The 25,291-nt window shown below is 26.5% G+C and carries 23 protein-coding genes; all 23 read left to right on the top strand.

Annotated elements, in window-relative coordinates; all coding sequences use genetic code 11:
- Positions 1-87: 87 nt before the first annotated feature.
- The 23 genes from BR82_RS0106485 to BR82_RS15295 all read left to right on the top strand — a co-directional run bounded on the left by BR82_RS0106485 (position 88) and on the right by BR82_RS15295 (position 25,133).
- Positions 88-594 (top strand): transcription termination/antitermination NusG family protein, encoded by a 507-nt coding sequence (locus tag BR82_RS0106485; protein WP_027089524.1) that lies wholly within the window; start codon positions 88-90, stop codon positions 592-594.
- Position 595: 1 nt separating this feature from the next.
- Positions 596-1,105 carry a transcription termination/antitermination NusG family protein gene (locus tag BR82_RS0106480; protein WP_027089523.1) on the top strand — a complete coding sequence of 170 codons (510 nt, stop codon included), beginning with the start codon at positions 596-598 and terminating at the stop codon, positions 1,103-1,105.
- Positions 1,106-1,207: 102 nt separating this feature from the next.
- Entirely contained in the window at positions 1,208-1,819 is a 612-nt protein-coding gene (locus BR82_RS0106475; RefSeq protein WP_027089522.1) for a PglD-related sugar-binding protein, read from the top strand.
- 2 nt (positions 1,820-1,821) lie between these two features.
- Complete coding sequence (locus tag BR82_RS0106470) at positions 1,822-2,433, top strand: sugar transferase (protein ID WP_027089521.1); 612 nt, start codon at positions 1,822-1,824, stop codon at positions 2,431-2,433.
- On the top strand, positions 2,430-3,323 hold the full coding sequence (locus BR82_RS0106465; protein WP_240474521.1) for an NAD-dependent epimerase/dehydratase family protein: 894 nt from the start codon (positions 2,430-2,432) through the stop codon (positions 3,321-3,323). The genes BR82_RS0106470 and BR82_RS0106465 overlap by 4 nt, the downstream gene beginning before the upstream one ends.
- Positions 3,313-4,458: a glycosyltransferase family 4 protein gene (locus BR82_RS0106460; RefSeq protein WP_027089519.1), complete on the top strand. Its 1,146-nt coding sequence runs from the start codon at positions 3,313-3,315 to the stop codon at positions 4,456-4,458. Before BR82_RS0106465 ends, BR82_RS0106460 begins: the two co-directional genes overlap by 11 nt.
- Positions 4,459-4,462: 4 nt before the next feature.
- Entirely contained in the window at positions 4,463-5,518 is a 1,056-nt protein-coding gene (locus tag BR82_RS0106455; protein WP_027089518.1) for a glycosyltransferase, read from the top strand.
- Complete coding sequence (locus BR82_RS0106450; RefSeq protein WP_027089517.1) at positions 5,518-6,414, top strand: glycosyltransferase family 2 protein; 897 nt, start codon at positions 5,518-5,520, stop codon at positions 6,412-6,414. Before BR82_RS0106455 ends, BR82_RS0106450 begins: the two co-directional genes overlap by 1 nt.
- A gap of 9 nt (positions 6,415-6,423) precedes the next feature.
- Positions 6,424-7,527, top strand: coding sequence for an EpsG family protein (locus BR82_RS0106445; protein WP_027089516.1), 1,104 nt, complete (start codon positions 6,424-6,426; stop codon positions 7,525-7,527).
- A gap of 12 nt (positions 7,528-7,539) precedes the next feature.
- On the top strand, positions 7,540-8,634 hold the full coding sequence (locus BR82_RS0106440) for a glycosyltransferase (RefSeq protein ID WP_027089515.1): 1,095 nt from the start codon (positions 7,540-7,542) through the stop codon (positions 8,632-8,634).
- Between the two features lie 5 nt (positions 8,635-8,639).
- A complete protein-coding gene (locus tag BR82_RS16320; RefSeq protein WP_051592769.1) occupies positions 8,640-9,677 on the top strand; it encodes a glycosyltransferase family 2 protein in 1,038 nt (345 codons plus the stop codon).
- Between the two features lie 41 nt (positions 9,678-9,718).
- Complete coding sequence (locus BR82_RS0106430; protein WP_027089514.1) at positions 9,719-10,912, top strand: polysaccharide pyruvyl transferase family protein; 1,194 nt, start codon at positions 9,719-9,721, stop codon at positions 10,910-10,912.
- Between the two features lies 1 nt (position 10,913).
- Positions 10,914-13,286: a polysaccharide pyruvyl transferase family protein gene (locus BR82_RS16315; RefSeq protein ID WP_051592768.1), complete on the top strand. Its 2,373-nt coding sequence runs from the start codon at positions 10,914-10,916 to the stop codon at positions 13,284-13,286.
- 438 nt (positions 13,287-13,724) lie between these two features.
- Positions 13,725-15,026 (top strand): lipopolysaccharide biosynthesis protein, encoded by a 1,302-nt coding sequence (locus tag BR82_RS0106420; protein ID WP_205618737.1) that lies wholly within the window; start codon positions 13,725-13,727, stop codon positions 15,024-15,026.
- A 437-nt stretch (positions 15,027-15,463) separates the two neighbouring features.
- On the top strand, positions 15,464-16,513 hold the full coding sequence (locus tag BR82_RS0106415) for a glycosyltransferase family 2 protein (protein WP_027089512.1): 1,050 nt from the start codon (positions 15,464-15,466) through the stop codon (positions 16,511-16,513).
- A gap of 1,034 nt (positions 16,514-17,547) precedes the next feature.
- Positions 17,548-18,609: a tyrosine-type recombinase/integrase gene (locus tag BR82_RS15300; protein ID WP_051592767.1), complete on the top strand. Its 1,062-nt coding sequence runs from the start codon at positions 17,548-17,550 to the stop codon at positions 18,607-18,609.
- Positions 18,610-18,877: 268 nt separating this feature from the next.
- Entirely contained in the window at positions 18,878-20,011 is a 1,134-nt protein-coding gene (locus BR82_RS0106405) for an aminotransferase class I/II-fold pyridoxal phosphate-dependent enzyme (RefSeq protein WP_034864300.1), read from the top strand.
- Positions 20,008-20,652: a sugar transferase gene (locus BR82_RS0106400; protein WP_272480969.1), complete on the top strand. Its 645-nt coding sequence runs from the start codon at positions 20,008-20,010 to the stop codon at positions 20,650-20,652. Before BR82_RS0106405 ends, BR82_RS0106400 begins: the two co-directional genes overlap by 4 nt.
- Positions 20,645-21,262 (top strand): acetyltransferase, encoded by a 618-nt coding sequence (locus tag BR82_RS0106395; protein WP_027089509.1) that lies wholly within the window; start codon positions 20,645-20,647, stop codon positions 21,260-21,262. The genes BR82_RS0106400 and BR82_RS0106395 overlap by 8 nt, the downstream gene beginning before the upstream one ends.
- Entirely contained in the window at positions 21,262-22,407 is a 1,146-nt protein-coding gene (locus tag BR82_RS0106390; RefSeq protein ID WP_027089508.1) for a glycosyltransferase family 4 protein, read from the top strand. Before BR82_RS0106395 ends, BR82_RS0106390 begins: the two co-directional genes overlap by 1 nt.
- A gap of 307 nt (positions 22,408-22,714) precedes the next feature.
- Complete coding sequence (locus BR82_RS0106385) at positions 22,715-23,515, top strand: glycosyltransferase family 2 protein (RefSeq protein ID WP_027089507.1); 801 nt, start codon at positions 22,715-22,717, stop codon at positions 23,513-23,515.
- Between the two features lie 18 nt (positions 23,516-23,533).
- Complete coding sequence (locus BR82_RS0106380; protein ID WP_205618736.1) at positions 23,534-24,259, top strand: glycosyltransferase family 32 protein; 726 nt, start codon at positions 23,534-23,536, stop codon at positions 24,257-24,259.
- Positions 24,249-25,133 (top strand): glycosyltransferase family A protein, encoded by an 885-nt coding sequence (locus BR82_RS15295; RefSeq protein ID WP_051592765.1) that lies wholly within the window; start codon positions 24,249-24,251, stop codon positions 25,131-25,133. Before BR82_RS0106380 ends, BR82_RS15295 begins: the two co-directional genes overlap by 11 nt.
- Positions 25,134-25,291 lie beyond the last annotated feature (158 nt).

Genomic DNA, 25,291 nt, shown 5'->3' with positions numbered 1-25,291 from the left:
TAACTATGAAAAAAATATGTTCGTAGAGTACTTTAATTTATGACAATTTTGAAGTCAAAAGTTACTTTTATTTTAAGGGGGAATGAAATGAATTGGTATGTTATTTTTGTAAATGAAGACAAAATTAATGATTTGATAGTTTATTTTAATAATCAACCTGGAATGAGTGCTTTTGTTCCAAAAATTGAAAAACTGATGACTAGGGAAGGTAAGAAAGTATTTTTAGAAACAGTGATGTTTCCGAATTATCTTTTTATAGAATCAGAATTAAATGAACAAGAGTTTTATATGACTGTTAAAGAAATTGAAAAAGATTTAGGTTCTACGATGAAGGTTTTACAAAGTGATACACAAACAATTTTAGCTTTAACTAATGATGAAAAGAATCTTTTAGAATCATTATTAAATGAAGATCATTTAATAATGCATTCAACAGGGATTATTGTTGATTCCAAATTAATTGTTCAAGAAGGTCCTTTAGTAGGTAAGGAAGGGTTGATTAAAAAAATTAATCGTCATAAAAGATTAGCTTTTTTGGATAATGTTTTTGGTAACGTCATGAAAGTGCCTTTGGAGGTGACGAGTAAGTCATAAAATGGTTAGTAAAGAAAATTGGTATGTGTTATTTGTGTTAGTTGCAAAGAGTGATAAATTGTGTTCGCTTTTGAATAAAAAGGGAATAAATGCATTTATTCCGCAAATAGAATATTATCGTAGGGATATTAAAGGTAATGCTTTAAAGCCTTTGTTTCCTGGTTATATTTTTGTTAAAAGCGAGATGAATCAAAGTGATTTTGATAATTTTTTATATAAATTAGGTGAGCAAAAAGATGGTTTGATTAAACAGCTTAAAGAAGATGGGGTATCAGCTTTAAGAGATGAAGAGATTGAAATGTTTAATATACTTTTAAATGATGAAGGTATCTTAGAAATGTCCCAAGCATTTATTGAAGATAAGCGAGCTAAGGTTATAGAAGGTCCATTAATTTATTATCAAAATCATATTGTGAAAGTTGATAAACACAATAAATTAGCTTACTTGGATATTGAGTTTATGAATAGACAAATTTTAGTAGGTTTAAATATTAAATGCAAAATTAAATAGGTGTAGCTGGTTTACCGCACATTTAGTGATTTGAATATAGTTTCTTTCTTGGGGTAGGGGGAACTATATTCTTTTTTTAATATATAATTGAAAAATTTTTTTGTGGAAGGGGAGATTAAGATAGAAAAATTATTAATTATAGGAGCAGGTGGACATGGCAGATGCTGTTTAGATATCGCTAGAGAAACTTATGATCACATCGCTTTCCTTGATGATAATCTTATCAATAAAGTGATCAATGACTGTAAAGTCATTGGTTCTATTGATGATATGAAGCTGTTTTATCCCGATTATAAAGATATCTTTATTGCTGTTGGCAATAACAAACTTAGAAGACGGCTGATTGATAAGGCAGAAGAAATAGGTTATAACTTAATATCATTAATTTCAAAAAACAGTATCATCTCTAATTATGCTTCTATTGGTAAAGGAACAGTTGTTTTTCCTAATGCGGTCATTGAAGCTAATGTGACTGTTGGTAATGGCTGTATCATTACAGCTAATACTATTGTCAATCATGATGCCATTATTGAAGATCATGTCCTTGTTTATTCCAATACTGTGATCAGACCTGATACGCTGATTGGTTCTTATTCACGTATCGGAAGTAACTGTACTGTTACTTTTGGTACTAAGATAAAAGCAAACAGTAATATCGATGATGGGATGACAGTAGGCAATGATGATGAATACTGTTTTGAAATGGGGGTATAGGAATGTATCGAAAAGGAATCAAAAGAGTCATTGATTTTATTTTGGCTTTAGGGGGACTTATCATCTTAAGTCCTGTTTTTATTATTCTGTGTCTCTGGATAAAACTTGACAGTAAAGGACCAGTTCTGTTTAAGCAGAAAAGAGTAGGAATCAATAAAACATATTTCAATATCCTGAAGTTTAGAACGATGTATATAGATACACCTAAAGATATGCCGACACATATGTTAAAGGATCCAGATCAGTTTATTACGAAAGCAGGAAAGTTTTTAAGAAAGACATCACTGGATGAACTGCCCCAGATTATCAATATCCTAAAAGGAGAGATGGCAGTGATCGGACCAAGGCCGGCATTATGGAATCAGGATGATCTGATAGAAGAAAGAGATAAATATCACGCCAATGAAGTAAGACCGGGACTAACAGGATGGGCGCAGATAAACGGTAGAGATGAACTGGAAATACCGGTAAAAGCGAGGTTAGATGGAGAATACGTAGAACGTATCTCTTTTTTATTTGATCTAAAATGTTTCTTTGGAACGATAGCATCAGTATTAAAAAGCGATGGAGTAGTAGAAGGGGGAACAGGATCGATGAAGGGAGAGGACAGATGATGAAAAAGATTCTAATAACTGGAGCCAACAGTTATATCGGAACATCATTTGAAAGATATATAAAGGAAAACTATCCTGATGATTTTCAAACAGATACTCTGGATATGCTTGATTCTGAATGGAAAGAATATGATTTTTCAGGATATGATTCCATTTTTCATGTAGCGGGGATAGCCCATGCAGATGTAGGAAATGTCAGTGAAGAAAGGAAACAGCTGTATTATAAAGTGAATTGTGATCTGGCCTATGAAACAGCATCAAAGGCAAAAGAAGCAGGAGCAGGACAGTTCATTTATATGTCTTCAATCATTGTCTATGGCGAAAGTGCACCATATGGAAAAACAAAGATGATAACTGAAGATACGAAACCGGAACCTGCTAATTTTTATGGAGACAGTAAGTTACAGGCGGAAACAAAATTAACACCTTTACAAAGTGAAGATTTCAATATCGTGATAATCAGACCGCCAATGATATATGGACCAGGAAGCAAGGGCAACTATCCTGTACTGTCAAAACTGGCTCATAAGTTACCGTTTTTCCCGAATATAAAGAATGAAAGAAGCATGCTTTATATAGAGAATCTGTGTGAGTTTATCAGACTGCTTATAAAAAATAATGAAGCAGGATTATATTTTCCCCAAAACAGCGAATATGCAGGTACGACAGAGATCGTAAAAGTGATCAACCCAAAAATAAAGATAAACAGATTACTGAATGTCGGAGTAATGATATGTTCAAAGATACCTGGGAAAATAAGCGGACTGTGCAATAAGGCTTTTGGAAGCATGATATATGACAAAGCGATGAGTGAATATAAACAAACATATTGCTTAGTAGATTTAAAAGCATCTATTACGAGAACGGAGGGTATAAAAAATGCAAAATAAAGTATTAATATTAGCCTCGGTTGCTTCAATGATTGATCAATTTAATATGAATAATATAGAAATTTTGAAACGTTTAGGATATGAAGTACATGTTGCGTGTAATTTTAATGAGGGAAATACTTGTAGTGTAGATAGAATCAAGAGATTAAAAGAAAAACTTAAATTTATGAATGTTTCTTTTTTTCAAATTGATTTTACTAGATCAGTATTTAATATAAGACAGGATATTATTGCATATCAGCAAGTAAAAAAAATAGTCATGTTTAATCAATATAAATTTATACATTGCCATTCACCTATAGGTGGAGTTATAGGAAGGATGGTATGTAAGAATTTGAATACTGAATGTATATACACAGCTCATGGATTTCATTTTTATAAAGGCGCACCATTAAAAAATTGGATTTTATTTTATCCAATTGAAAAATACTTATCTAAATATACTGATGTTTTAATAACAATCACTACTGAAGATTTTATAAGAGCAAAAAAGAAAATGAAAATGAAAAAAGTAGTTTATATTCCGGGAGTTGGAGTTGATATTGATAGAATAGGTTTTTTAACACAAAATAAAAAGGAATTGTTAGAAAATAATTTAGATAAAGCAGATATTATACTTTTATCAGTTGGAGAGCTTAATAGAAATAAAAATCATGAAGTAGTTATTAGAAGTATAAAAAAATTAAATAATAATAAAATACACTATTTAATTGCAGGAACAGGAGTATTAGGTGATTATTTACATAAACTAATTATAGAGTTAGGATTGGAAAATCAAGTTCATATTTTAGGCTTTAGAAATGATATTATAGAAATTATGAGCATTGCAGATATATACATACATCCTTCGTTTAGAGAAGGGCTATCTCTTTCAATAATGGAAGCTATGGCATCTGGTTTACCATGTATTGTTGGCAATATTAGAGGAAATAAAGATTTGATTGATGAATCAAAAGGAGGCTTTTTAATTTCGGTATCGTCTGAAGATGAAATTATAGATAGGATAAATAAACTATGTCATGATAAGAATTTAATTAGAAAAATGGGGGAATATAATAAAATAAAAATAAAATCTTTTTGTACAGATGAAATCAATAAAAAACTTGAAGAAATTTATGTGAGTATGAGGTATTAAAAATATGCGGGTGATTCATTTATTAAATACAGGAAGCTATTCAGGTGCTGAGAATGTTGCTATTACAATTATTAAATCAATGAGAAAATACAATGATGTGGAAAATTTTTATGTATCATTAGATGGTCCTATTCGTCAAATATTAGAAAATGAAAAAATTAATTTTATTGCAGTTAATAAAGTTAATGTGAAAAATATTAAAAGGGTTATAAAAAAATATAAACCTGATATTATCCATGCTCATGATTATACGACAAGTATCATTGCTTTTTTATGTTTTTCTCATTTAAAAATTATATCCCATCTTCATAATAATTCTCCTTGGTTAAAAAAGAGGGGGATTTTTTCATATGCTTATTTTTTAGCAAGTCATTCATTTTCCAAAATTTTTACAGTTTCAAAATCAATTGAATATGAATATGTTTTCAGTAAATATATTGCTCATAAAATTCAATGTATTGATAATCCTATAGATATAAATATTGTACAACAAAAAGCAATGGAATATGAGATAGATGAACAATATGATTTAATTTATCTTGGAAGACTTACGAAACAAAAAAATCCTGATTTATTGTTAGATATAATTGACCAATTAGTGAAAAAGAAGGCTAATATTCAAATTGCTGTTGTAGGATCTGGTGAATTATTTAAAGATTTTCAACAGGAAATAATAAGAAAAAAATTTCAAAGAAACGTAAAATTATATGGATTTATAGAAAATCCTTATCCAATTTTAAAAAAATCAAAAGTATTATGTCTTCCTTCTAAATGGGAAGGTTATGGATTAGTTGCAATAGAAGCACTTGCATTAGGAGTACCTGTTGTATGCAGTGGTGCTGGTGGGCTGTCAAATATTGTTGATGAATGTTGTGGGGCTATTTGTTTATTTGATGTAAAAAAATATTTGCAAGAAATTTTATCTTTACTTTCAAATGATGAATATTATAAAAATAAACAATTTGCCGCAATTGAGAAAGCAAAGAAAATAAACAATATTTCCAGTTATATAGAAAACATATATTTAAATTATAAAAATATTATAGAAGGAGATATTTGATGAAGTCGCAAGCTTTTTTAGCAATTCTTACCCCCACATATAATCGTGCATCTACTTTACCCAGATTATACAGTAGTTTAATTAAACAAAGCTGTAAAGATTTTATTTGGGTTATTGTTGATGACGGTTCAATAGATGGAACTGAGGGTTTGATTCAAAAATATTTACAAGAAAATTTACTTGATATCATTTATTTAAAAAAAGAAAACGGTGGTAAACATACAGCTCTTAACCTAGGTATTAAACATATAACTAATGAACTTACTTTTATTGTAGATAGTGATGATTACTTGACAAATGATGCAGTACAGACAATTAAAGAAGAATGGAATACATATAGAAAGCGAAAAGATATTTCTGGAATATGTTTTCTTAAAGGGGTTAATGAAAAAAAATACATTGGTGATAAGTTTTATGCTGAAACAATTTGTTCATATATTGAAATGAGGTTAAAAAATAAGGTTAAAGGTGATAAAGCAGAAATATTTAGAACAGAGCTTTTAAAAAGCAAACCTTTTCCAGAAATAAAGAATGAAAAATTTATTGGAGAAGATTATGTGTGGTGTGATCTTGGGAAAAAATATTCTATGGTATGGAAAAATAAAATCATATATATTTGCGAATATCTAGAGGGAGGATTAAGTAAATCAGGGCGAACATTAAGAATTAATTGTCCAGTAGGTGGCATGCTTAATTCAAGTATGATGCTAACAAAAGAGTTTCCCCTATTTTTTCGTATAAAAAAAGCAATATTATATAATTGTTATTATTTATTTGCTGATAGAGATAATCGGAGAATTGGATACACAGATAATGCTGTATTACTAAGAACAGTAACATTTCCTATAGGATGGATGTTACATTTATTATGGAAAAAAAAGTATTTAAGAAACTAGAGGTATAATATGGCAATATATTCAATAATTTATTTGTTAAATGTATTATCGGGTTTTGTAAAAAAAAATCAAAAAAAATATATGGTCTATATTGTTTTTATTTTACTCGTACTATTATCGGGTACAAGATATTATATGGGTGGTAGTGATGTTTATGCTTACGAAGGAGTATTTAATAATGTGCCAGATGTTTTTACAATTTTAAAATATATTTTTACAGGAGTTAATAATGGTATAAACACAAATTATGAATCTGGATATTTATTGATTAATTCAATAATAAAAAGTTTAGGATTTAATTATTTTGGCTTTACACTTATTATTTCTATTTTGTTTTATTTTTTTATGTATAATGGCTTAAAGCCTTATGTGAAAGATTGGTCAATTGTTATTGCAATATTTATGTATAAATTAATGTTTTATGACACATTTATTAGTATTAGACAAGGATTAACGATTGCTATATTTTTTTATGCTATTCAATATATAGTGAATAAGAAACCAATTCAATATTTTTTGATTTGTTTTATATCTTTTTGTATTCATAGGGCAGCATTATTTTTATTTCCATTATATTTTGTACAGTATATTCCAATTTCAAAAAATAGATTAAAAAATTTCTCTTTAATTTTTTTACCAACAATATTTTTAAGTGGATTTGTTAATTTTGAAGGTTTTATAACTAATATTATTTCAATAATTGGATATAGTGAGAAATCAGAGGGATGGGCAACTTCCATGGAAAGTATTAGTTTGATTCACACACTAGAATTATATTTAATTATAATTGTAATAATTTATTTTTATCATAAATTAGATGATAATGATCCTAAACAAAAAATATTTATCCAATTTTTATTTGTGTTAATTCCCATTTTTACAATATTTAGAGATTGGATAATTTTTACAAGATTAAAAGATTATTTAGTTATAAGTTATGGAATATTATTAGGATATATATGTACAAACAATAATAAAACTTATCTCACACTTAAAAGTATTTTATATACAGCATGTTTAATTGGTATGGTCCGTTATGTTTTGGTATTTGATGGAGGAGTATTTATAAATTATGATAGTTTTATTTTTCATTTAAAATCGATTTTTAGTTAAAGGGAGGTTTCTATGATAAAAGTATTACAAGTATATCCACAAATGAATAATGCTGGAACTGAAATGGTTATCATGAATTTGTATAAAAATATTAATTTAAAAAATATTAGATTTGATTTTTTGGTTCAGGAAAAAGGAATCAGAGATAATGAGATTGTAAAATTGGGTGGACATATTCATCAAATAAAAAATGATAATGAAAAAAAATATTACCAGCAATTATTAGAGTTTTTTAAAAATAATGATTTTCAAGTGGTACATACGCATACTCATAAAGAAATGGGGCTTGTTTTAAAAGCTGCTGCTAAATCAGGTATTAAGATAAGGATAGCTCATTCTCATAATGCGAGACAAGATTTACCTAAATTTATGCATTTATATAAGTATGTAACATCTAGAAATATCGAAAAATATGCAACTCATTATTTTGCATGTTCTAAAGAAGCAGCAAAATGGCTTTTTCCAAGAAAGTATATGCATTTTAAATTTATACCAAATGGTATAGATTCTAAAAAATTTCAATTTTCTATTGAAAAAAGGTTAGAGGTAAGAAAAGAGTTAGAATTAAAAGAAACAGATTTTGTAGTTGGGCATGTTGGTAGATTAGCTGAGCAAAAAAATCATAAGTATTTAATAAATATTGCTAAAAATATTAAAAATAAAAATATTAAGTTTATTTGTGTTGGAGAAGGCCCGTTATTAAATGATTTAAATGAAATAATACAAATTAATAATTTAGGTAATAACGTTAAACTACTAGGAGCTCGTACAGATACTGATAAAATTTATTGTGCATTTGATTGTTTTGTTTTACCTTCATTGCATGAAGGTTTAGGAATAGTAGCAATTGAAGCACAAGCTAGTGGATTACCTTGTTTGTTATCAACTAATGTACCTAAAGAGGCAGACATAAAAGCTGATTTATGTGAGTTCTTACCAATTGGTGATAATGATTTTCAAATATGGTCTAATAGAATTGACTGTATTTATAAAAAAAGAGATATAAGAAATAGAGCAGAATTATATAGATATATATATCAAACTGAATATGATATTCGATATTCAGCTAAGATGTTAGAAAATTTTTATAAAAATGCAGAAGGTTAGAAAAAATGAACAACATGAAAGTTTCTGTTATAATGCCTATATATAATTCTGAAAAGTATTTATCACAGTCTATAGAAAGTATTTTGGAACAAACATATACAAATTTTGAATTAATACTTATTGATGATGGATCTAGTGATAATTCAAAAAATATTATTAAAGATTTTTCAAAGAAAGATAGCCGTATTATTCCAATATTTAATACAAATCACGGAGTAAGTTTTACAAGAAATTATGCTATAAAAAAATCTACCGGTAATTTGCTAGCTTTTATAGATGCTGATGACTTATATCATATAGATTATCTAAAAATAATGGTTAATGAGATGAAAAAAAATGATTCTGATTTAGTAAGTTGTAACTTTTTAATGGGATATAATGAAAAGAATTTTAAAGAAAACACTATTAAACAATATAATATAACTAACTATTCAGAAATTTATGAAAAAAAGGCTTTTGAACAGGCTTGTAATATAGGAATAGGTATTAGTGTCTGGAATAAGTTATTTAAAAAGTCTTTGATTATAGATAATAAAATCGAGTTTTTAGAAGATATGTCTTATGGTGAGGACATGTTTTTTTGTTGGAAAGTATATTTAGTAGCCTCAAAAATAATCAATATAGATTGCAAATTATATTTTTATCGGATGGATGCAACAAGTACTACTTCTAAATATCATAAAAATTTATATGAAAATTATAAATTAGCATATCAAAATATAGAATCATTTGCACAAGAAAAGAATTTGTATAGTGATTATTTAAACAGGTATATTTCAATATCTTTTGCTCAAAGGCTTCCAGCGATGCTTAAAATGATCATGAGAAGTTCGAGAAATGTTTTAAAAAAGATCAACAAGTTTAGAATTATAATTAGTGATACTCGTATACAGTGGGCTTTAAATAATGAGATTTTTAAAGTTTCTCCTACTAAAGATAAATTATATTTCTTAGCAAAAAGTAACAGAATTTTAGAGTTATACATATTGGTTTTTTTTAAAGAAAAAAAATCAAAAATAGTAAAAAAGATTAAATCAAAATAGGAGGGAAAATAGTTATAATAAATAACTATTGTTATTAAAAAATGAAGAAAATATTATTATATCAACATCAAAGTAGTTATAATCATGGATGTGAAGCACTTGCATATAGTATATCTAAGATAATTAAAGAATTAATTCCAGATTGTACAATTACATTATCTTCATATTATGCAAATGAGGATAAAGAATTTGACTTTCCATTTATTGATTCAATTGTTCAAAATAATATGTGGTTAAAAAGAGGAACAATACCTTATTTTATTTATCAAATTGATAAAAGAACATTCAAAAGTAAAATGATACAAGATATGTTCATGTATTGTAAAACATGTTATGAATTGGCAAAAGAAAATGATATATGTATTGCAATAGGTGGAGACAATTATTGTTATAACAAAGGAAAGGAGCATTGGGCACTAGATAGAAAAATAAAAAAATTAGGAAAAATAACAATGCTATGGGGATGCTCAATAGAACCGGATGATATTCCAGGGGAATTGGCAGAACATTTGAGTAATTTTGATATAATAGCAGCTAGAGATCCTATTACATATCAGGCACTTATTGATCATAATGTTAGAAGTAAGATTTATCGTTGTGCTGATCCAGCATTTATTTTACCAATTGAAGAATGCAAATTACCTAAAGAATGGGAAAAAGATAATATGATAGGATTAAATTTTAGCCCTATGGTAATGGGGGAAATGAGAGATAAAGATACTCCTAGAAAATCAATAGATGAATTAGTTAAATATATCTTAAAAGAAACAAATCAAAATATTGTACTTATTCCTCATGTACGACTTAGCTTTAATGACGATGTAGATGAACTTAGAATTATCTTAAAAAAATATGAAAGTACAAATAGAGTAATTTTAATAAACGATAAGAAATTGAATGCTCGCCAATTAAAATATATTATTTCAAATTGTAAAATGTTTATTGGCGCAAGAACTCATGCAACTATTGCAGCTTATTCAACAAATACGCCTACGTTATCTATTGGTTATTCAATAAAAGCTAAGGGGATTGCTAGAGACTTGTTTGGAAATGAAGAAGGAATGACAGTTTCAATTAAAGAAATTGGTAGTTCAAATAAGCTTATAGAAGCATTTAAGAATATTTATGATCATTTAGAAGAGAATTCCGATCATTTAAGGAAAACAATTCCAGATTGTAAGACGAAAGCTTATGTACCCGCAAAGGCATTACAAAGTTTACTTGAGGTGAAATAAAATGAAGATAGGGATTATAACTTTATTAGGAAATAACTATGGTAATCGTCTTCAAAATTATGCAGTTCAAGAGATATTAAAAGATTATGGGGACGTATACACCGTTCCATATGAAAAGAAAATAATTAATGTAGATAAAAAAAATAAAATACAGAAATTAAATCCACTATATATAAAAAAAGCGTTAGATAGTAGACTTTTGAACATTTATCATCTAAGTAATCGTGATATGAATTTTTTCGATCGCTTAAAATATTATAAAAATCATAAATCAGAAATACATAATGGTCTAGTTTTAAGAAATGAAGCATTTAATAGTTTTGATAATAAGTATATTAATTATGAAAAAAACATATTACATTTGTCTGGTGATGATAATCTTCCATGGGTAAAGTCATATGATGCATGGATTTGTGGGAGCGATCAAATATGGAATCCTCATTACCCTACAGCAACACGTAATTCATTTTTACAATTTGCTCCAAAAGAAAGACGAATCTCATTTTCAGCAAGCATTGGTATATCAGGGGCATCAAATATGCCTAAAGAATATAAAAATTGGTTAGAAGGAATAACTTATTGTTCTGTTCGTGAAGATGAGGCAGCAGATATTGTTTTAAAGTTAACAGGTAAAAAAGTAAATGTTTTTCTTGATCCGACTATGATTTTACCGAAAGAAAAATGGGATATGATGGCTGATCAATCAAAAGGTGAATTACCTGAAAAGTTTGCTTTAAATTATTTTTTAGGTGTCAAAGAAAAGGCGTATGTTAGATTTATAGATAATGATATTTTATCTAAAAATTTAAATAGAATTGATATGTTGAGTGGTGAATATCCAGAATATTTGGATTTAGCACCTGATCAAATAGTTAACGCGATAAAAAAAGCCGATATAATTTATACTGACTCGTTTCATGGTGTAGTTTTTTCAATTATTTTTCACAAGCAATTTATTGTTTTTGAACGTAGTGAAGAAGGTTTGTCAATGAATTCTAGATTGAAAACATTGTTGAAAAAATTTAATTTAGAAAATCGGATATATAATGATAAAAATAAAGATGATTTAAAACAAAAAATTAATTATTCAAAAGTAGATGATATTATTAGTAAAGAACAAAAGCGAGTAAAAGAGTTTTTAGATTTAGCCTTTAAAAATATTGCTTCATTACCTCAACAGATGAATGAAGATATTTCAAAAAAATATATTAAAATTGATAGAAAAGAACATTGCTATGGGTGTACAGCGTGTAGTAAAATTTGTCCTAAACAATGCATAAATATGGAAGCAGATGGAGAAGGATTTTTATATCCTAAAATTAATTTAGATATCTGTATAAATTGTGGTATGTGTAATAAAGTTTGTCCTTTTTATAATCAACAGACTAATACAATTAAACATGTTTATGCTGCTATAAATAATAATAGCGATGTTAGGTATAATAGTTCATCAGGAGGAACATTTTATCAAATTTGTAAAGAAGTTATAAATAATAAGGGAATTGTTTTTGGTGTGGGATGGAATAATCAAATGGTTGCAACGCACATGAATGCAGAAACTATGGAAGAAATTAAAAAGTTTCAAGGTTCAAAATATGTACAAAGTAATCCAGCAAATAGTTTTTATGAAGTAAAAAATGAATTGAAAAAAGGGCGACAAGTACTATTTTCGGGAACTCCTTGTCAAGTTGCTGGATTAAAAAATTATTTAGGTAAAGATTATGATAATCTTTTATTAATTGACGTTTTGTGTCATGGGACTCCATCACCTAAATTATTAAAAGAATATATTTGCATGATGGAAAAAAAGTATTCTTCAAAAATAATTGATATAAATTTACGTGACAAAAAGAAAAGTTGGCATAGATTACATACGAATATTAAATTTTCTAATGGGAAAAATCATTTTATTTTTTGTGGGTATGATACTTATATGTCAATGTTTCTTACAAATATGTCACAACGTCCATCATGTTTTGAATGTAAATTTACGACAGATGAACGCCAGGGAGATATTACATTAGGTGATTTTTGGGGTATTGGAAAACATAACTATAATATGGACGATGATAAGGGAACTTCAATGATTATTATTAATACTGATAAAGGTAATGAGATGTGGGAATCTATTAAAGATGAATTTAGATACATAGAATCTGATTTTATAACCGCTGAATCAGGTAATAAGGTTTTAGTAGAACCACCTAAGAAGAATTTTAATAGGGATGCATTTTATAAATCATTTGAAAAAGAAGGTTATAAAATTGCTACAGCTAAATATGTTAATATTCCATCAAAAACTAAGCAAATGTATTACGATACAATGAGATTTTGCTTAGATATTTATAGAAAGATTAGACGTCAAAAATATTAAAAATAATTTAAATAGGTATTATGATATAGTATAAAATTTTTAATATTGAAATTATAGAAATAGATAGGAATATGATGATATTTTCGAAAATAATAACAATTATTATATAAATATAATAATTGTTTATATAATTGCAGTGTTTTATAAGAAATTGATAAATAAAAATGTAAATTTATATTAAATGTTTATGCCGTTTAATATAAAAAATATGGTAAGGAGTGTTAATTTTTGTCGGGTGGAAGAGTAAAAAATTCAATCAGAAATATGACTTATAAATTTATAAGTCAGATATTTAATATAGTATTAAAATTTGTTAATCGTTCTATTTTTATTTACATTTTGGGTGTAGAGTATTTAGGAATAAATGGCTTATTTAGTGAAATTTTACAGATGCTTTCATTAGCAGATTTAGGTTTTGGAACCGCAATGGTTTTTAGTATGTATAAACCTTTAGCAGAAAATGATAAAAATAAATTAGCCCAATTAACACAATTATATAAAAAAATTTATACTATTATTGCTATAAGTATAACTATTATTGGCATAGCTCTGGTCCCATTTTTACAATATATTGTGAATTTTGATCAAGGAATACCATATATAAAAATATATTATTTATTATATTTAGCCAATACAGTTTCATCTTATTTGGTAGTTTATAAAACGTGTATTTTGAATGCTGATCAAAAAAATTATATTATTTCAAAATATGATACATTATTTAATTTATTATCAACTATAGGTTGTACTATTTTTTTAATAATTACTAAAAATTTTATGATTTATTTAATTGTGCAGGTATTTTTTACATACGCGAAAAATTTCTATGAATCACATATCGCTCAAAAAATGTATCCTTATATTTCTAATAAAGTACCAAAATTATCTAAAAATGAAATTAGTGAAATTTATATGAATGTAAAATCTGTTTTTATATACAAATTTTCAACTACACTTATTAGCAGTACTGATAATACAATAACATCTATTTTGATTGGTACAAATATTGTTGGCCTTTATTCAAATTATAGTATGATAATTTCTAATATTACTCTTATAATAAATATAATATTTTCATCATTAACTGCAAGTATAGGAAATTTAGTAATAGAAAAGAATACCCAAAAGAATTATTCTGTTTATAAATTGATGCAACTTTTTAGTTTTATATTTTCTGTTATTGTTATCACATGTGTGTTTTTATTAATTGATGATTTTATTACTCTTTGGATTGGAGAAAAATATGTATTAGATAATTTAACAGTAATTGCGATAGTGATAAATATGTACTTTTCTATTGTGCTTATGCCAATATGGTCATACAGGGAAGCTACTGGAATGTATCGGCAAATTAAATATGTAATGGTAATTACAGCTTTAGTAAATATTATTTTATCTATAATTTTAGGAAATTTAATAGGGCTTGCTGGAATATTAATTGCTACTTCAATTGCTAGAATAACTACGTATTTTTGGTATGAACCGAAAATTTTATATTCACAGTTTTTTGATGTAAATGTTTTTTATTATTATAAAAGCGTTATTAAAAATATAATAATAACATTGATTGTTATTACTATATCGTATTATATATTTAGAAATTTTTTTATTAATACATGGATAGGCTTTGTTATTAAAGCACTCTTGCTTTTATTTATAGTAATTTCATTGACACTATTATTTTATTCTAGGGATAATGAATTAAAAAATTTAAAAAACTTAATAAAAAGAAGTTTATAGATTATTTATCAAAATATTTTTTACAAATTTCAAAGTAATTATTTAAAATGATACAAATTGTGATTAAGAGTAACAAACGTTTTTGGATATATATGTTAATATATAAACTGATTGTTACTATAATAATATTTTTGTAAATATCTAACTTTTAACAGATGGTTTAATGATTTTTATAAAAAACTTTACTTTTTTAGTAAGGAAGTGATATTGATTGTATTAAAGCCTTACCATTTAAAATATTGTGCAATTAAAAAAGTTTAGATTTAATGCTTTATTACTTATAATAATTTATTTTTTAGATTACTTATTTTGATATGCTTTGTAACACATAAGTTAGAATATACATTATCAATGAGAAAAAGAAGTAAAATTTCAGTAAAACTTTATATTTAATAAAATATTTACATGACAATAAGCAAAGGAAAATGGGGAAAATAATGGAAAAACTAGTATCAATAATCATTCCTGTATATAATACAGAGGAGTATGTAGAAGAATGTATAAAATCATTAGTTTTACAAACATATTCTAATATAGAAATTATTATATGTGATGATTTTAGCGAGGATAATTCTTTTATGATATGTAAAAAATTATCTAAAGAAGATAGCCGTATAAAATTATTAAAAAATTGTAGAAAAAAAGGTTTATCTGGTGCTAGAAATTCAGCTCTTGATAAAGCTAAAGGGGAATATATATTATTTGTGGATAGTGATGATTTTGTTGAAAAAGATTATGTAGATAAATTAGTTAAAGCGTGTTGTGATGACCAGATATGTTTATCGATTTGTGGCCATAATAAATTTGATAGTAATCATACATTAAAATATGATCTTCCATTAAAAGATGGTATTTATAAATCTGATGTTTTATTTCAGCCATTATTTTTTGGAACATTAAATACTAAAAATAAATCAATAGGCGCCATGATGTGGAGTGGATGTTTTAAAGCTAAAATTATTAACGATAATAATATTAGATTTGATGAATCTATTCGTTATGCAGAAGATTGGCTTTTTTATGCGGATTATCTTAGTTCTATAATATTGTGGGGAAAGATTGGTTTAATTAATATGAATCTATATAATTATAGATTGAATGAAAAATCATTGATGCATACGTATAGAGTTCCTAGCAAGTTAGGAGTAGATAAAGGTATGTATATTCTTTCTTCTTTTGATCAAAAAATGAAAAAAAAGCAAGTTGATAAGGAATTATATGAAAAATATTTATCAAAAAGATATTTGGAGAGTATAATTAAATTTGCTATTGATTTATATAATCCAAATAATAAAATGACACCAATGGAAAAAAGAAAATTTTTAAAATATAGATTATTTGAAGTTAAAGAAAATAAAAATATTAATAAGAAAATATGTAGTTTAGGAAGAAATGAGAAAATTAAATATTATATATATAAAAGTAAAAGTATATTTTTGATTTCATTGTATGCAAAAGTATATAATTATATGAAAACTAAAAGATAAAATAGAACATATTTTATATATAATTGTTGCAATTAAAAGTGTACAGTAGATGGAAACATAATATATGAACATCAAATATTATACATTTAAAAATATTTTAATATATAATTACAGTGTCATCGATAAGACGAGATATTTATATGATAAATGAACAAAGATATCAGTATTTAAGCTATTATTAATTAGTGTTATTCATTTGATGAAACAATAATAGAATGTTACGCTGAGCATTCTTTAATGAATTATGTTTCTAAAAGTTGAAAAGAATCATCTATCTTGGTTATTCTGAAACTGAAAAAATGATAATGATTTTTCATATTTATGGTAGTCATTAAAGCAAGTAAGAAAATTTCTATTACCGTTAGTGATATTGATTTATGTTTAAAGAATTATTGGTGAGCAATAAAATGATTGTCAATGTTAATGAGTTGATGTGTATATCTTTTGCCAATAATTACATAGGCCTATGTAATTAAATGAGTGGTCCAGCATTAATCAATTTTAATGTAATTTGAGCTTGATGTTATGAATAGGAGTGTTTTCATCTTTACTAATATGCACGAAATAGAATTAAGATTTTAAATTATAAAAATAATGACTTCGAAGCCACTAAAAAGTGGCTTTATTTTATAAATGCAAGTACCCTTATAGTTGTATTTTTGCGTAATATAAATGAAGTGTATATGAGTTAAATTTAAATAAACTGTTCCTAATTTTAGTTAGTGTAATGAATAATATAATACTTTGTTCTAAAAAATAATAAGTATAAAAATTTTTTAATAATATTAATTTTTATTTTATCCTTGATGAATTTAAATCTAAATACTGTTTATCTTATAAAATATCCTATGATAGAAAATTTTGAATATCTTTCAGATATTGATGTTGTGGAATATTCGTAATATGATTTTTTTATTAAATTATCTTTAGGTTTTAACGTAAAGAATGTTGATATTCTTAAAATGTGCCTTTACAAAGTAAGTTCATATTACGTCTTTTAGGCACGGTTATGATTAAATGAAAGGACAAATAATATGAGAAAATATGAAATAAAAATTATTTTAGGATATAGTAGAGATGGGACACCTATCTCTAATTCAGTATTTACAGATATTTATCCGGAAATAGAGATAGTTGATTTAGAGAAAAATGATTTAATAGTAGAAAAAAGTGTTAATGTTGAAAAGGTTGCTAATATTTGGCTTGATTCAATAAAACCTAGTATAAAACCACAGACTTTTCATAAATATAGGACTATTGTTAATTTATATATAATTCCATATTTAGGTTTTTATGATATTAAAAAGATTAATGAAATTAATATTAATAGATTTTTAGAAAAAATGAGTATTAGTGGTGGAAATAATAAACAGGGGCTTTCATATAGTAGCTTAAGGACAATTACATATATAGTTAAAAAAATACTTAAATATTCGTATAATTACGGTTATCGTAACACTATGATTGGTGATGTAATAATTCCTAAAAAAAGGGAAAAAAGTAAAATTAAAGTATTAGATGAAAAAGATTCATATAAGTTGATAACATATCTAAAAAGTAATCCCAAATATATAAATATTGGATTACTTTTTAGTATATGCTGTGGTTTACGAATTGGTGAAGTTTGTACTCTTAAAGGTGAAGATATTGACTATCAAAAAAAGATATTATCAGTAAAACATACTATGCAAAGAATAAGTATTCAAAACACTAATAATAAAACAAAAGTTGTAATAAGTAGTCCTAAGAGTCAATCATCTTATCGTAATGTACCTATACCGAATATACTAATAGATGTATTAAAAGAAATGAAATATAATGATAATGATTATATTTTAACTGGTGATAATAAAAAAATTATTGAACCTAGGAGATTATCTAAATACTTTAAAAAAGTTTTAAAAAAATTAGAAATAGAAGATACCAACTATCATACATTAAGACATACTTTTGCATCAATGTGTATAGTTTCAGGAATGGATGATCGTACTCTTAGTGAAATATTAGGACATTCAAGTGTTAATATTACTCTTAATCGTTATGTTCATCCAACTATGAAAACAAAGCAGGTGATGATTAATAAAGTGTTTAGATAATATAGTTTAAATATTTGATTGCAAATTTTGTCATATTATCATATAATTCTTTTGAAATCTTCAATAGATTTTAAAACAACATTTATAATGACGTAATCATTGACTAGGGCATGTTACAGATTTTTAATGATCATAAAACCCCAAGTGTAACTAAAAATATTACATAGTTGCACTGGGGTTTTATTGTCTTTTTAAGGGAATTATTAAAAATTGTTATATATTTTAACTTGATGATTGCGACATATTGTTAATTATGGAGGGGACAAATATGTCACATATATTTTTAGCATCACCACATATGAGTGATGAAGGATATGAAAAAGAATATATTAAAGAAGCATTTGATACCAACTGGATCGCTCCTCTTGGTAAAAATGTTAATGAATTTGAAAATGAAATGAAGGATAAGCTTGGTGCTAAAGCTGCAGTTGCTTTATCCTGCGGTACTGCTGCTATTCATATGGCTTTAAAAAGTATCGGCATTAAACAGGATGATCTTGTTTTCTGCCAGAGTTTAACTTTCAGTGCTTCAGCTAATCCTATTACTTATGAAAAAGCTGTACCGGTATTTATTGACAGTGATGAGTCATGGAATATGTCTCCTGCTGCTTTAAGAAAAGCTTTTAAAAAGTATAAAGATAATCTGCCTAAAGCTGTTATTGTCGTTCATCTTTATGGACTGACAGCTAATATTAAAGAAATCAAAGAAATCCGTGATGAATATGGTGTACCTTTGATCGAAGATGCTGCTGAATCTTTAGGAACGACAGTAAATGGTCAGTATACAGGAACATTTGGTGATTATGGCATCATTTCATTCAATGGAAACAAGATCATTACCTCATCGGGAGGAGGAATGTTGTTATTCAACACTGATGATGCTGCAAAAAAAGCAAAGAAAGTATTATTCTGGTCAACGCAGGCAAGAGAACAGGCAAGACATTATGAGCATAAGGAAATAGGTTATAACTATCGTATGAGCAATATCGTAGCTGGAATCGGAAGAGGCCAGTTAAAGGTACTGGATCAAAGGATAGCTAAGAAAAGATATATCTATGAATACTATCAAAAAGAGATAGGTAATTTAGAAGGGCTAACGATGATGCCAAGAGACAAGTATGGATCATATTCCAACTGCTGGTTGTCAACGATTCAGTTAGATGAAAACTGTAAAGTAAGACCAATAGATATAATGGCAGCATTAGAAGAAAATGATATCGAATCAAGACCAGTATGGAAACCGATGCACTTACAGCCGGTATTCAAAGATCATGATTATATAGACAATGATCAGACATCAGAAAAGCTGTTTAATAATGGAGTATGTTTACCAAGTGATACAAAGATGAATGATGAAGATCTGGAAAGGATCTGCAACATCATAAAGGAATTATGGAAATGATGGAAAACAGGCATAAAGCATATGGACCATATGAAAAGTATTTAAAAAGACCGATAGATATCATCTGTTCTTTACTGGCACTGATCGTATTTAGCTGGCTGTATCTGATCATTGCACTGTTAGTAAGGATCAAATTAGGCAGTCCAGTACTGTTTAAGCAGGAAAGACCAGGTAAAGATGAAAAGATATTCAATCTGTATAAATTTAGAACGATGACAGATGAAAGAGATGAAAAAGGCAATTTGCTGCCAGATGAAATGCGATTAACAAAGTTTGGAAAATTATTAAGAGCAACAAGTCTTGATGAGCTACCGGAAGCTTTAAATATCTTAAAAGGTGATATGTCAATAATTGGACCTAGGCCATTATTAGTAAGATATCTGCCAAAATATAATGAGGAACAGCATCGAAGACATGAAGTAAGACCAGGATTATCAGGATATGCCCAGGTACATGGGAGAAACAATATTACATGGACAGAGAAGTTTAGACTGGATGTTGAATATGTAGATCATATTACATTTATAACAGATGTGAAGATCTTGATAGAAACGGTACATAAAGCATTTATCAAACAGGAAGGGATTTCTTCTACAACGTCGGCAACAATGGAAGAATTCATGGGTAATATCAATGAATGAGAGATTAATAATTATTGGAGCAAGCGGACATGGAAAGGTTGTCGCAGATATTGCAGAATTAGATGGATACAAAGAGATAGCCTTTTTAGATGATGACAGATCAAAGAAAAGTAATGGTAAATATAAGGTAATTGGTACATGCAGTGATATTGATAAGTTTATTGATGATCATGATTTCTTTGTAGCGATAGGAAATAATAAAATCCGAAAAAGAATTACCCAAATCTTGTCAGATAAAGATATCATTCAGCCGGTACTTATACATCCTAATGCAATAGTTGATAAAACTGTTTTAATCAAAGAAGGAACAGTGGTAATGGCTAATGCAGTAATAAACGCAGATACTATGATCGGAAAAGGATGTATCATCAATACAGCTTCATCAGTAGATCATGACTGTATGATTAAAGATTACGTACATATTTCACCGGGAGTACATATCGCAGGTACAGTAAAAGTAGGAGAAAATACCTGGGTAGGAACAGGAACATCGGTAATAAACAATATAAGTATTGCAGATGACTGTATAATCGGAGCCGGAACAGTAGTCATTGATGATATCAGTAATTGCGGTACATATGTGGGTGCTCCAGCAAGGATGGTGAAGTAATGAAGAAAATATGTTATGTAGTTACTATTCCAACAACAATAAGGGCTTTTTTTTTACCTCAATTTATGTATTTATCGAAAAATGGTTTTGATGTTACAGTAATTTGTAATTATGATGCTCAATTGGTTGAAGAGTTAGGAAAAGATATAAAGTTTATACCAGTTAAAATTCCAAGAGGGATTTCAATTTTTAATTCAATTAATACTATTCAACAATTAATTAAAATTTTTAAAAGAGAAAAATTTGATTTAATACAATATTCAACACCTAATGCAGCTTTATATAGTGCTATTGCAGCCAAAAAAGCAAAGTGTTTAATTAGAAATTATCATTGTATGGGATTTAGATATTTAGGGTTTAAAGGAATTTTAAAATATATATTTAAATTAATAGAACAAATTACATGTTTTTTATCAACACATGTTGAATGTGTAAGTTATTCAAATTTAGAATTAGGAATTAGGGAAAAAATATTTAATAAAGATAAAGCAACTGTAATATTTTATGGTAGTACAGGTGGAGTTGATTTTACAAAGTTTAATATTGAGTATAGAGAAAAATGGCGAAATGAAATAAGAAAAAAATATAATTTAAAAAATGATGATTTTATTTATGGATTTATAGGAAGAATCACGCGTGATAAAGGTATTAATGAGTTATTAGAGGCTTTTTTTTCATTAAATAATAATACAAAGTTGCTGTTTGTAGGTGAGGTTGAGAAAAAGAATCATTTAGATGCAATATTATTTGAGCGCGCAAAAAAAGATAAAAATATTATTTTTATTGGGAGTGTAAATGAAGTTGAAAAATATTATGCAGCAATTGATGTTTTGATTTTACCAAGTTATCGTGAAGGCTTTGGAAATGTAGTTATTGAAGCTGAAGCAATGGGAACTCCAGTAATTGTATCAGATATACCTGGGCCAAGGGACGCAATGGAAGCAGGAAAAACAGGATATTTATTTCAAAGTAAGAATGTAAGTGAATTGAAAGAAAAAATGCAACATATTAATAATAATAAACTTATTAAACAATTATCATCGTATTCTTGTGAGTATGCAAAAAATAGATTTTCATCTGAAATCCTTAATAAATACATATTAAAGAGGAAGTTGACATTAATAGAGGAAAATAAAGTTTTTTGATAAAACAGTTTAAAAAATCATAAAAATAAAGAAATTATGTAAATTTAATAACGAAAGGTCAGTTAAATGTGTTAGTAAAATACATTAAACCAATTTATATTTTATATAACATATTAGGAAATTTTTATTGTTAAGAAAAAGATATTTTATCATCCAATAAATAAAGATTTATGTATTATTTTGGGGAAAATAGTGTGAAATTTGTAAGAAAAAATTTTAATCAGCAAACTTTTTTTAATTGTTTTAAATCTGATTGAGAAAAGTTATTTAATAAATTTTTAAATGAAAGTAGAAAGAGAAAATAATTATGAAGTATAAGATTTCGATTATTATGGGTATTTATAATTGTGCTTCTACTCTAGATGAAGCAATACAGTCTTTATTGAATCAAACTTATAAAGATTGGAAACTTATTATGTGTGATGATGCTTCGAGTGACGATACATATCTAGTTGCAAAAAAGTATGCAGATAAGTATGAAAATATTATTCTTATAAGTAATAATGAAAATAAAGGATTAAATTATACACTAAATCATTGTTTAAAATTTGCAGATACAAAATACATTGCCAGAATGGATGGAGATGATATTTCATTACCTACAAGATTAGAAAAAGAAGTTGATTTTTTAGAGAATAATCCAGAATATGCAATTGTGGGCAGTAATATGATTTATTTTGACGAAACTGGGGATTGGGGTAAAAGTAATTCTTTAAAAAAACCACATAAAGCTGATTTTATTAAAGGTACACCTTTTTGTCATGCATCGTGTTTGGTGAGAAATGAAGCATATAAAGCAGTTAAAGGGTATTCAGAAGGAAAAAATTTATTAAGAGTAGAAGATTATCATTTATGGTATAAAATGTATTTAAATGGTTTTAAGGGATACAACATAGAAGAATCATTGTATAAAATGAGAGATGATAGAAATGCGATTAATAGAAGAAAGTATAGATATAGAATAAACGAGACATATGTTAGATATTTAATAGTTAAAAATTTTAAACTATCTAAAATTAATTATTTATTTATATTGAGACCGCTAGCGGTTGGATTATTACCTAATTCTGTATATGAATTTTTGCATAAAAAAAGAATGAAATCTTAATAAAAGGGAGGAGTAATTTTGATACCCAAAATTATACATTATTGTTGGTTTGGAAAAAATGATAAACCAAAAGAAGTAAAAAAATGTCTGAAAAGTTGGGAAGAGTACTTGAAAGATTATGAAATAGTTGAATGGAATGAAGATAATTTTGATATTTTTAATAATAACTATGCTAAAGAAGCATATGAAGCAAAAAAATATGCTTTTGTAAGTGATTATGTAAGAGCCTATGTTTTAGAGAAATATGGAGGTTTTTATTTGGATACAGATGTCGAAGTCTTTAAATCTTTTGATGAGTTATTAGAAAAAAAATGTATTTTTGGTTTTGAAAGTGGAAATTATATTGCTACTAGTTTTATGGCTGCTGAACCACATCATCTTGTTTTTAAGAATTTTTTAAAAAAATATGAAGATGTTTTTTTTATAAATAAGGATGGAAGTTTAAATACTATAACTAATGTTAAGATTTTAACTGATCTATTGCAATGTCAAGGTTTGAAGCTTAATAATGAGTATCAAATATTATCAAATGATATTATAATTTATCCCAATGAATTTTTTTCACCATATGATTATAGAATTTATAAATATTTTATTACTGAAAATAGTTATTGTGTGCATCACTTTTTTGTAAGCTGGATATCTAAAAGAAATAAAATAAAAATTTTAATAAAAAAAAGTGTCATTAAAATAATTGGTGAAAAAAAATATTTGAAAATAATGAGGTGTAAAAATGGAAAATAGATTGAAATTAACAATTTTTACTCCAACATATAATCGAGGAAAATTCTTATATAGATTGTTTGATTCTATTATGAAGCAGAATTCAAAAGATATTGAATGGCTTATAGTTGATGATGGATCAGTAGATAACACAAAAAAAATAGTAGAAAATTTTCAAAAAAGCTCAAAATTTCCTATTCGATATATTTATCAGCATAACTCTGGTAAATGGAAAGCTTTTAATAATGGTGTTTTAAATGCTTATGGAGAATTATTCTTTTGTGTAGATTCAGATGATATGTTATATGAAAACGCAATAAATAGTATTTTAATGTCGTGGGAGTTTGCAAAAGAAAATCGTAAAATTTGTGGTATTCTTGGAAAGAAAATAGATTTAAATGGTAAAGAATTAAGTTCTAAATTGCCATTAAATATTAAATATATAGATACTTATATGTTAACAAATGAATTAAAATGTACGGGTGAGTTTGCATTGATTTACCTTACAGAAGTATTGAAGGATAATTTATTTCCTGATACCGGAGAAAAGTTTATTACTGAAAATGTTATTTATGATAAAATTTCTAGTCAATACCAATTGCTTTTGTTGAATCAAATACTAAATATATGTGAATATCAAAATGATGGATTGTCCCAAAATATTTATAAAATTATGTTAAAAAATCCTATTGGCTATAAAATATATTATTCACAAAGAATTAATATGGCTAGAAGTTATAATGAAAGATTAAATTATGTAGTTCGATATAATACTTTTTCTTTAATTGCTAAAACAAATAAATTTGAATATAACGGACCATGGAAATGGTTGATAATATTGACTAGACCATTGGGATTTGTACTAAAGTATTATTATGAAAGGAAAATTAAATGAATGGTATATTTATAATAATTTTTTCTATTTTGTTATGGATTGTTTCATTGGTTCAAGGGTCTGGATTAGGTAATTCAATAAATATTACTAATAAATTTCATATACTATTATTCATTATTTTGGTACCTATTATTTTAATAATCATAAGGAAGAGTAGT

The organism is Thomasclavelia saccharogumia DSM 17460, from assembly GCF_000686665.1.
Lineage (GTDB): Bacteria > Bacillota_I > Bacilli_A > Erysipelotrichales > Coprobacillaceae > Thomasclavelia > Thomasclavelia saccharogumia.
This window is presented reverse-complemented; position numbering and strand designations above follow the sequence as displayed.